The following is a 13,706-nucleotide window of genomic DNA, read 5'->3' on the forward strand; positions in this document are numbered from 1 at the left end:
AGGTTTATTTGTTTTGTTTTAATACGTGATACGGATAGGCCTGCAGTTCGACCGGGCCCAACAGGCCGGAAGACTGCAAAGGCGACTCGGCCGTCCAGGGGTTGACCGGCGTCCAGGTCGGGCGCTGATCGGCAGGCAGTTGCTGGTCGCCAATCAATCGGTTCTGCCAGTTATTGACCACAATGACCTGGAGAAGATTATCTCCTGTCCGCACGTAGTCCGTCACATTCAAGCGGTAAGGCGGAGTCCATACCCCACCGATCGTTCGTCCGTTCAAGATGACTTTAGCCATTACCATCACATTGCCCAGATCGAGGTAGATCTCACCGGCAGGAATTTCCTTCAAGGTCAGCGTATTGGTGTAAATCGCTTCGCCGGAGTAATATTTTATTCGTTCATCATAGACATCCTTCCAGTCGTATAACTCCTCAAAGAAAATAGGACCTCCCGGTGCGCCATTGCCGCTTACAAAAGAGATCGTCCAGGGTGTAGAGACCGTATAGAACACCTCTTTGGCCGGGAAATTCATTTTCCCTTTCGAAGCTTTGCCTTTCTTGCGGAAGACGATAAACGCACTCTCGAAAGCCTCCAGTTCCAAAGGAACCGTAGTCACCCGTCCGTCACTATCGAATTCAGGCAAGAGGCGGATCTCTCCGGTCAAAGGGTTCCAAAGTTCCGGCTGATAGCCGGTGATGCGGAAACGAGGTGCGATAGAGATCTTCTCGTTCGTTTGGTTGGAGACGAAATAGAAATCGCCATCTCCTGTTGTGCGATGGATAAACAAGACCTCAGGGGAAGAGACTTCGAAGTCGGGAACCACCTTCAACTCTTCGAAGACCTGCTTTATCGTATATCCTTCGGGGAAGACCTTTCCTTTGCCATAGATAGCCGGACTACCCCCTGCGTTCCATACGGCAGCAGCTTTGGCTTGTACCGCTGCATCGGCTTCCGGGTAGTTTGCCAGGCTGGGTGAACGCTTAGGCGCAGGGCCTAAAACAACCAGGCCGGCCTCGACCAATTCCGAGATCTTATCTAAAACCTCCGGCCGCATGGTTTCCAGTTTGGGCAAGACCAACAGGCGATACGCCATACCATCGGCCAATACCAGACGCCCCTCTTTGACCGAAGCCCGCGTCAATAGTACTTCCGCATTGATATAATCGAACGAATAGCCTTGCGGCAACTCCGGATCGCAGACGCCGGTCATCTTCGGCGCATCTTCTCCGATAAAGTAGGCCACATCGGCCACATAGCGTCCCTGTTGCAACATAAAGTTGGCCCGACGCAGATACGTAGAGAAGACATCCATCTGGCTGAACCAGATGTTCTTGCGATGGAAGTCATTACCGAACCAGGCGCTCATACCCGGGTTACGGTCTTCGTAGGGTTGGTGTATATATAAATGTAAGAGGGTGGCATTGATGCCTTCGGTAAAGAAACGGTCGCCCCGTTGTTTCATCGTTGCCGGGTAACGACCGAAGTTCGGTCCGCCACTGGTGAACGATTCCGCCCATACTTTCCGTTTGCCGTAGATATGGGCACAGGAAGAAGCCGCCCGATTCTCGATATCCCCCAGATCGCCTTCGCTCCAGAACTCGCCGGAGACCTCATCCGACTGCCCGCCGTATTGCAGGAACTCACCGGGGAAACCCCAATGGCCGTAGTTCTCGAGCCAGGTCGTCAGGCCGTGTTGATGGGAGACGTCAGCCAGTCCACCGACGTAGTCGTAAGACACCCGGTCGGCAATCAGGCGACGCAGGTCCCAGAGAAAACGATCGGAGATCTCCGTGCTCCCCACCACGGTACCGTTCAATACCGGAAGGTAAGGCACCGGGTCGTAATCATATCTTGCTTTGAACTTCTCGATCATATCGTCCGTCCAGTTCTGTCCGCCCGTCTCGTAGCTATCCTGTACCACTACCTTAAAGCAACGGCGATCGGCTTCGGGGATACGACGCAGGATCTCTCCGACAAAAGCATCGAAGTGAGTCGCTACATGCTTCCGACTCATCTTATCGATCTCCAGGCCGGTGGCTTCGGGGCTGGCGGGGCTGTTGGTGACTCCGGTGGTCAGCATGGCGTAACGGGAGATGACCCAGTTGCCTTCGGGTACGTTCCATTCCAACGTGCCGTCTGCCGAGAGCGAAGAAGAGAGATCGATCACCCGGTCTTTATCGACCAGCAATTCCGAAGCGGTAACAGCCGGTTGCGCTTCCCAGAGATAGTCATGCCAAAGAGGAAGAGGGGTCTGAAACATCTTGGCCAGCGTCTTTTCGGGATAACGCTCGACCACAGGTTTGGCCGAGAGCGTCACCTCCAGTTCACCACTTCCTTCGGGAGACAATTCCAAAACAAGCGTATTCGCCTGCGTTTCCGGCAAGGCGACAACCACCGGCGCATAAGGAATAAAGCCGACATTCAACGCAGGATTGCTTCGGTCGACTTCAAATGTGCGCAACAGGGTTCGGTTCGTTCCCTTTTTCGCATAAAGACTTGCGATAAACTTCATGGGGGTTTGCGCCTTCAAAGCAATATGGCGGATGGTCTCTTCGCGGGCTAAGGTCAGTTCTTTCACCAGCGGTTGGCCGTTTTCTTTCCTGATCTTCCAGGTTTGTTCAAACAGTCCATTCGCCAGATCCGGCCAGGCGAGCAGTTTCACATCCTGCGCATCCTTTCCTACGGAAGGCAAAGATAGCTTCAGGCTTTGCGGCCCTTTGACTTTGATCTCGGAAGAAGCCAGATAGCGCATGCTCTCTTCGGGTCGGACCCAGGGACCGCCCGACTGGCTCCATCCGGGGCTATTGAAGATGCCCACTTCGATATCCAGTTCCGTTGCTTTACGCAATGCGGCATGCAGGATCTCCCACCAGGCGGGGGATAAAACCTTATGTTCGCCCCACTCCATACCTTCCAATCCGATGTTGCCGATAAAGACACGGGTGATGCCCGCCGCTTTCATCGCTTCCAGGTCTTTCTCTACGCCTTCTTTCGAGATATGATCGGAGATCCAATACCAGTAAGCCGCCAGGCGAACACTATCGGGTGGTTGACGAAAGCCCGTTTCGATCCGGTCGAAAGAGACATCCGACGATTTGGGGGCACAGCCCGTTACACACACATACAGACAAAGACAGAGAACGATAAATAAAGATGCTTTTTTCATATGTTTATTGTAATAGTTGTATTTCCTTTGGTGCGTCAATCTTGCTTATCACTTTGCCGTCGGCCCCTTTCTCGTGCCGTACTTTGATCAGGCCATAAGGGGTGGGGAATGTACCTTCGACCCATTGCAGATCACCCAGATGGGGTTCGATGCGCACGACCCGGCAACCGGGTTCGATCACTTTCACGCCCAATACGTTTTCACTCAGCCAGGCGGTCGGTCCGGAAGCCCAACCGTGGCAAAGGCTGTGGCGAAACTTCTCGTAACAGTAGGCACCGTAATCGCCATGAATATCTTTCTTACCTTCCGGCACGATATTGTCTATCGGGGCGGCATTGGGTAGCCAGTCCAGGTTGAAGTCTTCCCAGAAGGTAGTCGCGCCCAAGTCGAGCATCGCGCCCCAATACTGGCGGATCACCTCCATCGCACCCGTATAGTTGCCGGCCAAAGCCATAGCCCGCAACATATAATAACCGTAGAAGGTAGAGAAACCATGTCCTCCGTTGACCGACAGGTATTTCTCATCGGCTTCTTTCGGATCCATAATATCCGTCAAAGCCATCAAGGCAGCGCCTTGCTTGGAGCCCGGCGCATCGGGAGCGATACCGGCAGAAAGGAATGCCTTCTTCACCGCCGGAGAGGCTTTCTTGCTTTTTGTTTTGATATACATCTCACGGCAGGCCGTAGCCAGTTCCGTATCACCCAGAGTCGTACAAAGCGTTTCACCCATCTGCAGGGTCATCACCATCAGGGATTGCAAGCCGGCATCGATCGCTTTGGGGTTCTCGCTCGAAGGCCAGTCGAGAAAGCGGTTGCCATCGAGTTGTTCTTTTCCGTTTGTATCGAATTTGGTCAGGATATGTCGCAAGAGCTGCGTGAGGTAAGGCTGTTGCTCTTTCAGATACACCAAATCACCATGATAGAGATACCAGTCGTGTTGGATAATCACCCACCAGAGGGAATAGGAACTAATCCCATTCATCCATTGGGGAACAGGGGTCAGGTCACGGATCAGGTCGAGGCTTTTGGGCACTACTTCATTTTGTCCGAAGACGGCATTGACGGTCATCACCTCCGGATGCAGGTCGCCCAGCCAGACCAAGCGGTCGCGTTTGATCCCATCCCAAAGGTATTCCTGCATATTCAAATGAACCGTATAAGCACCGGTCTGCCAGACTTGGTTTAACCGCTCGTCGTTACTGCGGAAAGACCCCAGGTAAGGGATATCACGGAAGGTAGAGATGGCGCGCACCTCTTCCAGATGTACCTCCCGTCCTTCGTCGATCAGGTCGATCCGGGCAAAGCGGAAGCCGGAGTTCCCCACTTCCATCACCCCCAGCCAGGGCAGGGAGACTTCGAAATCACGCATCGCATGATCGTTGCCGGCACCATTCTGCCCATCGATCTCCGCCATCGCTTCCGAAGCCGATTCGCCAAAGCGGACACGGATACGCACAGGCTTCTGCGGAGAGAATATGCCGGTGACGATCTGGATACCGCCTTGCAATTCTTTACCGAAATCCAATAAGATCGCCGGTTGCTGCCCGTCATTGTTTTTCATCACACAACGGGGCACATCCCCCAGTTCGGACTGTCCGTTGCCCGGCTTCAACAGGTTTTCTATGCCGGTGATCAACTCGCCATGCTGTTGCCAGACGATACGTGTCGGCGGAAGATATTCTCTGACACGGCTATCTCGTTGCTGAGCCATGCCAATTAAAGGAAGAAAAAGGAACAAAAATAAGATGCGGATTTTCATACACAAAAGTATTTATTAGCGTAATAAGGAACTCGCCACAGTCGCTTTTTCAAACTACCAGTAGTTTGCGAATAAACTACCAGTAGTTTGTCGACAAAGTATTAGTAGTTTGATTGCGAAATACCGGTAGTTTGAAAACAAGGCCTTTTTAAGCTCAGTGATCCAGCCCGAAAGCCGGCACCAGATCGTCCAGTTGCTGATCGGTCATGCCTTCAGGTTCAAAGCCTGCCATGCGTGCATTGAGGTAGATCTGCGCGGATTTACTCAAGGTGTCGATCGCATCGAAACACTCGATTATATCTTCGCCGACAGCCAGGATACCATGTTTCTCCCAGAAAACTACATCGTGATGCGCCAGTTGCTTGATCGTCGCATGCGCCAGATCCAACGAGCCGGGAATCTCATACGGCACAATGCCAATTCCCCGAGGCACAACAATCCGGCATTCGGGGATCATGCTCCAGAGCGTACGGGTCAGCTTCTCTGAATCGAGGAAAGGACGGCAATGCGTCAGGCCGATAAGGTCGGTCGGATGGGTATGTAAGACCACCCGGTTGTTACGTCCATTCGCCAACAGGTAGTTGTGCATCAAAAGATGAGAAGGCAACTCGGATGTCGGAGCGATCGGTTGTTCGGCGATCATATCGTACGAACGGCCATCCGTAGCCACCCGAATAAGCGCGCCATGAGCAAAAGGATCCTGCGCGACATAACGCATCCGGCGGCCTGTCCCGGTCACATAAAAGATCTGCCCACCCAGGCTATTCATCGTATCTTGCAAAGGAACGGCATCAGTCAATGCCGGCAGATTCCGTTCTTCCTCAGTCATCAATGCGGTAACATTCACGGAGATATTGCCTCCGTTGCGTTCGGCCCAGCCTTTGGTCCATAGATAGCCTGCCACTTCGGCAATACGTTCGATCTCTGCCATCAGGCAAGCATTCTTTCTTATACTCATTTTATTCTATTTTTAGTTATATCGGTTTATATTCATCTCGTCTGAGCGACAAGGAACTTGTAAAATTAACAAGAATATACGGACAAGCGAAATGTTTATTCAATTAACGCCTTAACCTCTCAGACTAAGTTGGGGAATAAGAGGGAGAAGATCAGGATCCCCATCCCAACGACCAGAACCATGATCGTTTTCCGGCTGACGCCTTTCCATTCTTTCAGAACGATACCCCAGAAATTGCTGAACAATACATTCAACGACATCAGGATACTCCACGAGAAAGCCAACATCACGGATCCTTCCGCGAAGTAGCTCTTGCCCATACCCAGGCCGAAGAACTGCGAATACCACAATAATCCCGCCAACGCACAGAACAGCAGGTTATTGACCATCACCTCTTTCTTGCCATAGTCGCCGAAGGTCTTATTCTTTCCGTTTTGATACAAGCAGTAGATCGCATTGGTCAGGAAACCACCACAGGTAACCATCAATGTAGCCGGCAATGTCTTGAACAACTCACTGGCTCCATCCACCACCAACGGCGCTCCGGCATCCAATCCCAAAGCAAAGCAGGCACTCATCACCCCGGATAAGAGGGCGACCAATAAGCCTTTCGACAACGCGAAATCTTTTACCGCCGCTTTACGTTCTTCTTCCGTCATATTCTGTGCCCGCAAACCACCGGCATAACCGATCACGGCAATGCCCGCCAGCGTAATGCAGACGCCCAACAGCAAGATCAAGCCTGCGCCTTGAAAGAGATCCGTTCCAACCATCAAGGCCGGGATCAAGGTACCGAAGGCCGCACAGGTCCCCAACGCGATAGACTGTCCCAATGCCACACCCAGGTAGCGCATACTCAAGCCGAAAGTCAACCCACCAACGCCCCAAAGCACACCATAAGCCATCGCTTTCAATGCCGCAGCCGGATCGACCGACAAGATCTGCCACAGGCTACCTCCTGCCGGAACAGCCAATAGCGCCCCCAGAAGCGGAAAGACAAGCCAGGCAAAGACGCCCTGCGTCAGCCAGAAGCTTTCCCAGCTCCATTCCTTTACTTTGCGGATCGGCACATACGAGCTGCTCTGCCCGAAGCTGCCGATCGCGATTATTAGTAAACCGATTAATATTTCCATCGCCTTATCGTTTACTGGTTACTTCTCTCTCGTACGCCTGAATGCCGGCGATAAAGTCTTCACCTACCGGCACATCATTCTGTAGGCAATACATATCGAATACCGCATTCCAGGGCAGACTCTTGGCTTCTTCCTGCAGGGCAAGGCGTTCGAAGTATTTGCCTTCCGTTTCGTACTGTTCCAACAAAGCCGCGGGCTCGAGCAACGCCTGTAAGAAGGCTTTCTGCGTCGCACGGCAACCGATCACGTATGCTCCGATCCGGTTGATCGTCGCATCGAAATAATCCAAACCGATATGTACCCGGTCTAAGGCGTCACAACGGATAATTTCACGCGTCAGGTCGGCCAGGTCATCGTTCATAATCACCACATGGTCGCTGTCCCAACGGATCGGGCGGCTGACATGCAGCATAATCTCCGGCGTAAACAACAACAAAGAAGAGACCTTATCGGCCACACTCTCCGTCAGATGGAAATGGCCGGTGTCGAGGGTAACAATCTTTCCTTTCTTCGCGCCATAACCCAGGTAGAAGTCGTACGAACCGACGGTATAGCTCTCCAGCCCGATGCCAAACAGTTTGGCTTCGATGCAATCTTTCATATTCTTATATTCCGTTGCGAAGATCTCGTCGAGCGATTGCTCCAGGATGCGGCGGTATTTCAAACGGTTTGCCGGAACTTCTTTGCTTCCGTCGTGTACCCACAGGTTCATCATACACGGATCATGCTGGAACTTACCCATTTCCTCACTGATCCAACGGCAGCGCTTGGTATGCTCGATCCAGAAGTCACGGATACCTTTATCGGGATTAGCCAAGGTCAGATCACCACTCTTCGGGTGTGAGAACGAGGTACTGTTGAAATCCAGTTTCATACCGTTTGCTTTCGCCCACTCCATCCAGCTTTGGAAATGTGCAGGTTCAACCTCATCACGGTCGACCACCTTTCCCTGGAAGTCGCCATAGATCTCATGCAAGCTCAGGCGATGCGAGCCGGCGATATACGAAGTGGCTTTCAGGATATCCGCCCGAAGCTCTTCGATATTGCGGGCACGGCCGGGATAGTTGCCCGTCACCTGTATGCCTCCGGAAAGAGCGGCGTCCTGGTTTTCAAATCCGGTCACATCATCCGCCTGCCAGCAATGCAGGGAAAGGGATATTTTCTTCATGGCGGCGAGCGCCTGATCGACATCGACTCCGATAGCGGCATAGCGCTCTTTGGCGATCTCAAATGCGGATTGGGTTGTTTTTTCTTTTGTCATGGTATTTAATTTTTAATTGTGAATTGTTAATTATTAATTGTTTCCGGCAGGAAGGTCTCCAACGGGAACGACTCGGCGATGATGCGCCGCATCTCCCAGCGGTCCTTCACCAGTCCGGCAGCCTGGGCCTGGATCATGCAGTTCCCGATGGCGGTAGCCTCCGACGGACCGGCAATAACAGGCATACCGATGGCATTGGCCGTGAACTGGTTCAACAGATCGTTCTTCGATCCACCACCGATCACATGTAATTTCTTGATAGGGAAAGGTGCCATCTCCGACAACAGGCCGATCATCTCTTTGTAGCGGTTCGCCAGGCTATGGAATATACAATAGATATACTCGGCATCCGTTTGCGGCACCGGCTGATCCGTATTCTTGCAGTACGCAGCAATCGCCTCCGGCATACTGGGCGGATTGGCAAAGCTGGGATCATCCGGATTAATGACCGACGGGAACAAAGCCGCCTCTTTCGCCATCGCGACAATCTGCGGATAGGTATAGGTCTTGCCTTCGCGCTCCCACTCTTTCCGGCATTGCTCCAAGAGCCACATACCGGTGATATTCTTCAGGAAACGGGTCGTACCTTCTATCCCACCTTCGTTGGTGAAGTTGTTCGCGTAAGACGCCGGCGTGATAATCGGTTCTTCGGTTTCGATACCCAACAGGCTCCAGGTGCCACTGCTCAGATAGGCGAAATGCGGATCAACTGCCGGCACCGCCACAATCGCCGAGGCGGTATCATGCCCGGCTACGGCGATCACCGGTACTTTCCCTACACCTGTTTCCTTCGCCAGCGCATCGGTCAGTGTACCCACCACCGTTCCGGGATGCACAAAAAACTGCCCGGCTTCTTCAAAATCCCTGCCGGCCTTTTCCAAAACCCTGCCGGCCTTTTCCAAAACCCTGCCGGCCTTTTCAAAATCCCTGCCGGCCTTTTCGAAATTCTTCCCTCCTTTTTTGAAAAAGTGCCCTTCCTTTTCAGACAGGCCGATAACTTCCAATAGGGACGGCTCGATTCGTTTCGTTACGGGGTTGAGAATCTGCGACGTAGAAGCGATGGTATATTCGCAAACTTTCTTGCCGGTCAACAGGTAACTCAATAGATCCGGCATAAAAAGAATATCTTCGGCTGCTTCCAGGGGAGCGAATCCTTCCTTTTTCGCACTATAAAGTTGGAACAAGCTATTGAAGTTCATAATCTGGATACCGGTCAACCGATAGACTTCTTCCCGGGGGATATGTTTGAAGTATTCCTCCGGAGCGCCTTCGGTATACGGATCACGGTAGGCACGGGGTAAACCCAGGAGCGTACCGTCTTTGGCGATATAACCAAAGTCGACCCCCCAGGTATCAATGCCTATCGAATCCAAAGCGATACCCTGGCGGGCACAGCATTTGAGGCACTCTTTCAAGGCATCGTACAACTGATAGACGTCCCAATAGTATTTGCCATGCACTTCCAGGATGGCATTGGGGAAACGATAAATCTCGTGCATTTCAAATTTGACACCGGTCAGGCTGCCGACCACTCCGCGTCCGCTGGTCGCACCGATATCAATGGCTAAAAAATTCTTTTTCTTCATGGTATTAATCATATACGGGCAATATTTACACGTACGGAAGCAAAAGTAGCAGTTCTTTTTCCTACCTTTGCTTCATAAATTGATAATAAACCTTACAATTCTGACATGAATAAACAGCAATCCGATATGCTCCGCTACCTGACCATCAGCACGGCGGATGAAGAATGGGGTATAGTGGTCACCACTGTGGGCTATCAATTTATCCCGCCCAAAGGCAACTATCCGCTGTCGCGCCATCCGGAAGATTACAACTTTCAGCCGCAGACCGGACGGATACTCAATGAATATCAACTGGTTTACATCACCAAAGGAAGCGGTTATTTCGCTTCGCAATCGGGCAAAAAGCAAAAGATCCAATCGGGCACGATGATCTTGCTCTTCCCCGGCGAGTGGCATAGCTACTATCCCGATCCGGATACCGGCTGGGATGAATATTGGGTGGGCTTCCGGGGCGTGCATATCGACCGGAGGGTTGAAAAACGGTTCTTCAACAAAGAAGAACCTTTGTTTAATATCGGGCTGAGTGCGACGATCGTAGGGCTTTATGAAGATATTATGAAGTTTGCCTCGCAGGAGAAATCGGGCTACCAGCAGATGATTTCCAGTATCGTACTGCATATCCTCGGTTCCGTCTTTTATAAGCAACGCAACAAGGCGTTCACCAACAACTATGTGATCGACAAGATCAACGAAGCGCGTATCCTGATGAAGGAGAATATTGAAAATCCACTCTCGCCCGAAGAGATTGCGGCACACCTCGGCCTGGGCTATTCCTGGTTTCGCCGTATGTTTAAAGAATATACCGGCGTATCGCCCGCGCAGTACCAGATGCAACTCAAACTGATGCGTGCCAAGGAGCTGTTGACTGCTTCGTCGTTGAATATCTCGGAGATCGCCTACCAGCTTCGGTTTGAGAATGCCGGACAGTTCTCGACCTTCTTCCGCAAGAAAGAGGGTGTCACGCCTTCGCAGTTCCGGGAAAGGGCACACTGAGCCGTCCCTGTCAGGAGCGGCTCACCTGCAATCCGCGGGTCGAAAGATTCATTTCCACAAAACGGGCATTCGCATTGGGCGCTTCGCGGGTCAGGATATTCCGGATGTGCGTTGCTGCTTCGGGATCTTTGGCTACCATATAGAGATAGCCACCCCCACCGGCACCGGGCAGTTTATATCCCAGGCAATAGTCGTGTATCCGGCGGATGATCTGCTCCACTTCCGGGGGATTCGTACCCTGATCCAATTGTTTGTTCTGTGCCCAGGTCTTACCCACTAACTGTCCGTACTGATGGAAGTCGCCACTCTGGATGGTCTTGTACATTTCCTGCGCGTGGTTCTTCATTTCGTTCAATAGACTCAGGTGCTCCTGGCTATTAAGAAACATACCCTGCACGATCTCCGCCAGGATATCTTTGGCCGTCCGCGTGATGCCGGTATAATAAAGCAGATGGCAGGGCTGATAGGTCGTATCGGTAAATAAATAGTCGGGCAACCAGCGCACCAAAGGCGTTTGCTGGAAGCCTTCGCCCGTTTGCAGAAGCTTCAGGCCATGCAACAGGCCGCCATAGGGATCCTGCCAGCCACCTCCGGTTGTCAATAACTGTTCCAGAATCAATGTCCGGTTACCAATCTCTTGCCTATCCCACCCCAGGCCGCAAAAATCGGAGAGCGCGCCCAGGACCGTTGCCGCCAGGATCGAGCTGGTGCCCAAGCCGGAACCCGCCGGGATGGCAGCCAACAACGTAATTTCTATGCCGCAGCCCAAATGCCGCAATTGTTCTTCCAGCGAACCGAACACTTCGGTCGAAAACGCCGGAGCAAAGCCGGCCAGCGACAGGGCTGCCTTCGGGATAGAGAAAGGCGAACCGATACGGCTGTAATCCAGAAGTTCTTCCCAGGTCGAGACAATCTCCATCTGCCCCATATCAATCGATCGAAGCACGATCTGAGGGGTTGGCGACGGCTTGACGTAAACCTGCAACGGCGGCTGCCCGTTGAGTTCGATCGCCAGATTAACCACCGCGCCACCGGCATAAAGACAGAAAGGCGGCGTATCAGTCCATCCGCCCGCCAGGTCGATACGCACCGGGCTGCGCCCCCATACGATCTGATCCGGGAAAACGGAGAGTTGCGGTGTTTGTCGTTTATCTTTCAACGCTTCAACCATTCCCTCCTGCAGGAATCGGAAGGCATCGCTTTGTTCCTTCCGGTAGTCAAGGCCTTTCAGTTTCAATACCCGTGCCCGAAACATAGCGTCGCTCATCTGCTTGATCAACGGCGTATCCGGCGCCAGGGGAGGCGGCAACGGTATCTCTTGTTTGACAAAACACGAAGCAGCATCCGCCAGATCCAACTGATAGAACACGCTCCGTTCATGGTTCTTGGCAAGCAATGGCCAGCCGTTACGCTGAAAAGCTTTGCGCTGGCTGATCAGACGCACCAGGTTGGCCTGGTCGGTCAATGCATTGGCAGAGAGCTTGGACGCCCGCTCCCAGATGGCTTTGCCTTCGGTGCGGTGGGGTTCCGAGATCATCCAGCGCATGACTTCGCCCAGTTCTTCGATCGAATCGCAAACGGGGAATAACGCTGCCTGCTGGATATCCGGGCAATCCGCCAAAGTGATGCCCCGAACCTCTGCCCAGGCGCGCACCGGCTGGCCCAGAAAAAGCGTCGTGGGATCGAACAGACTTCCTTTGAACAGATCGTGATAACCATACGGACGAGCCACCCAGGCAGCATCGCCCAGCGGAACCACATCGATGCAAATGCCCGAAGGCACGGTCAGCTTCCAATCGTTCGCCGGCACACCGGTAATCAGGTGTTTGTCGTGCAGCTTCCAACGGTCGCCCACATAACTGTTCTCGATCCAAAGCTCCGAATTATCTGCCGTAAGCGTATAATGCACCTCGGCGTTCTGTACGAACATCGCCGGATGGGGTTTCACCTTGCGGTGCATGATCAATCGCTGATCGTTGATCCGGTTCTGTATGGCCAGGGTCGAAGAGATCAGTTCCCGGTTCGTACCGAAATGATAGAACTCGCCTCCGCCCAACGGCAGAATGGCAACCGTCAGGTCTTCAAAATCTTTATCTTTAATCTTCGGATCCACACCCAGGGAAAGACCAAACTGCCCATAGAGATCGTAGTCGAGGATTCCCCCTTCTTCTCCGGCAGACTTCTTCAACAAGAGACGCACCGCCTTGTCGCTCAACAGCCAGACGCCGATATCCATCAGGAAGAAATGCGTGCTCATCCAATCAGCCAACTCCTCCAGGGAAGGTTTCTGCAACATACAATCGAGCACCTCCGGAGAGTCGCGCCGGGAAAGGAAGACACCGTGATTCACCGCCTGCGAAGGATCGGCCCAGAGGCCGTAACACACCACATCTGCCTCGGGAATCTCCGCCAGCGGCTGCTCATTGCGGATATAGACATCCCCACTGGCAATCAAGGTATGTAAGGAATCAGGGGCTTTCTGCATGATCTGCTCGTAGAGTGGCAGTTGCAAAGAGAGAAGATTTTGGGATAGTTTCTGCCCACGCGCCCAGCGAAAGACGGGCACCGGCGTAAGCACTTTACCCGAAGGCGCATAGGCCGGCAGGCGACGGCTCTGTCCCGCGGCATGCAACAAGATGCGTTTCTCGCGACCGATCCAGTCTCCCAGGGCAAGGGTTGATTTCTCGGCCTGCCGGCAACTCTCCAACAACCAGACCGTGCCCCCGCCCGAACCCAGGCGGGCGCCTATCGGATCCGAGGTACAGAACCATTCTTCACGACTCACCTCCTCCAGTTCGTGAAAAGAAGACACCAGGTTCGGAGGCAAAGAAAGTAGTTTTTTCATCCCATGTA

Annotated in this window: 8 protein-coding genes; 1 reads left to right on the forward strand and 7 read right to left on the reverse strand. The window is 52.8% G+C overall.

Annotation, left to right across the window (positions count from 1 at the left end):
• Nucleotides 1–4: 4 nt before the first annotated feature.
• The 6 genes from M2133_RS14315 to M2133_RS14340 all read right to left on the reverse strand — a co-directional run bounded on the left by M2133_RS14315 (nt 5) and on the right by M2133_RS14340 (nt 9,860).
• Complete coding sequence (locus M2133_RS14315; RefSeq protein ID WP_277466868.1) at nt 5–3,163, reverse strand: glycosyl hydrolase; 3,159 nt, start codon at nt 3,161–3,163, stop codon at nt 5–7.
• A gap of 4 nt (nt 3,164–3,167) precedes the next feature.
• Nucleotides 3,168–4,922: an alpha-L-rhamnosidase C-terminal domain-containing protein gene (locus tag M2133_RS14320; protein WP_277466869.1), complete on the reverse strand. Its 1,755-nt coding sequence runs from the start codon at nt 4,920–4,922 to the stop codon at nt 3,168–3,170.
• A 154-nt stretch (nt 4,923–5,076) separates the two neighbouring features.
• Nucleotides 5,077–5,880 carry a rhamnulose-1-phosphate aldolase gene (gene rhaD, locus M2133_RS14325; protein ID WP_277466870.1) on the reverse strand — a complete coding sequence of 268 codons (804 nt, stop codon included), beginning with the start codon at nt 5,878–5,880 and terminating at the stop codon, nt 5,077–5,079.
• A 119-nt stretch (nt 5,881–5,999) separates the two neighbouring features.
• Nucleotides 6,000–7,013 carry an L-rhamnose/proton symporter RhaT gene (gene rhaT, locus M2133_RS14330; protein ID WP_277466871.1) on the reverse strand — a complete coding sequence of 338 codons (1,014 nt, stop codon included), beginning with the start codon at nt 7,011–7,013 and terminating at the stop codon, nt 6,000–6,002.
• Between the two features lie 4 nt (nt 7,014–7,017).
• Entirely contained in the window at nt 7,018–8,274 is a 1,257-nt protein-coding gene (locus M2133_RS14335; protein WP_277466872.1) for an L-rhamnose isomerase, read from the reverse strand.
• Nucleotides 8,275–8,300: 26 nt separating this feature from the next.
• The gene (locus M2133_RS14340) at nt 8,301–9,860 is read right to left on the reverse strand and encodes a rhamnulokinase family protein (RefSeq protein WP_277466873.1); all 1,560 of its coding nucleotides are present in this window, start codon (nt 9,858–9,860) and stop codon (nt 8,301–8,303) included.
• Between the two features lie 105 nt (nt 9,861–9,965).
• Here M2133_RS14340 and M2133_RS14345 point away from each other — a divergent pair, with 105 nt between their 5' ends.
• Complete coding sequence (locus M2133_RS14345) at nt 9,966–10,853, forward strand: AraC family transcriptional regulator (RefSeq protein WP_277466874.1); 888 nt, start codon at nt 9,966–9,968, stop codon at nt 10,851–10,853.
• Between the two features lie 10 nt (nt 10,854–10,863).
• On the opposite strand, the gene M2133_RS14350 is transcribed toward M2133_RS14345, so the two are convergent.
• The gene (locus M2133_RS14350; protein ID WP_277466875.1) at nt 10,864–13,698 is read right to left on the reverse strand and encodes a bifunctional fucokinase/fucose-1-phosphate guanylyltransferase; all 2,835 of its coding nucleotides are present in this window, start codon (nt 13,696–13,698) and stop codon (nt 10,864–10,866) included.
• Between the last annotated feature and the right edge of the window lie 8 nt (nt 13,699–13,706).

The sequence above is a fragment of the Parabacteroides sp. PF5-6 genome, assembly GCF_029504695.1.
Lineage (GTDB): Bacteria > Bacteroidota > Bacteroidia > Bacteroidales > Tannerellaceae > QVMG01.

Coding starts and splice junctions, on each gene's coding strand:
- M2133_RS14340 (WP_277466873.1), bottom strand. CDS start 9,860: ATGAAGAAAAAGAATTTTTTAGCCATTGATATCGGTGCGACCAGCGGA.
- M2133_RS14350 (WP_277466875.1), bottom strand. CDS start 13,698: ATGAAAAAACTACTTTCTTTGCCTCCGAACCTGGTGTCTTCTTTTCAC.
- rhaT (WP_277466871.1), bottom strand. CDS start 7,013: ATGGAAATATTAATCGGTTTACTAATAATCGCGATCGGCAGCTTCGGG.
- M2133_RS14315 (WP_277466868.1), bottom strand. CDS start 3,163: ATGAAAAAAGCATCTTTATTTATCGTTCTCTGTCTTTGTCTGTATGTG.
- M2133_RS14320 (WP_277466869.1), bottom strand. CDS start 4,922: ATGAAAATCCGCATCTTATTTTTGTTCCTTTTTCTTCCTTTAATTGGC.
- M2133_RS14335 (WP_277466872.1), bottom strand. CDS start 8,274: ATGACAAAAGAAAAAACAACCCAATCCGCATTTGAGATCGCCAAAGAG.
- M2133_RS14345 (WP_277466874.1), top strand. CDS start 9,966: ATGAATAAACAGCAATCCGATATGCTCCGCTACCTGACCATCAGCACG.
- rhaD (WP_277466870.1), bottom strand. CDS start 5,880: ATGAGTATAAGAAAGAATGCTTGCCTGATGGCAGAGATCGAACGTATT.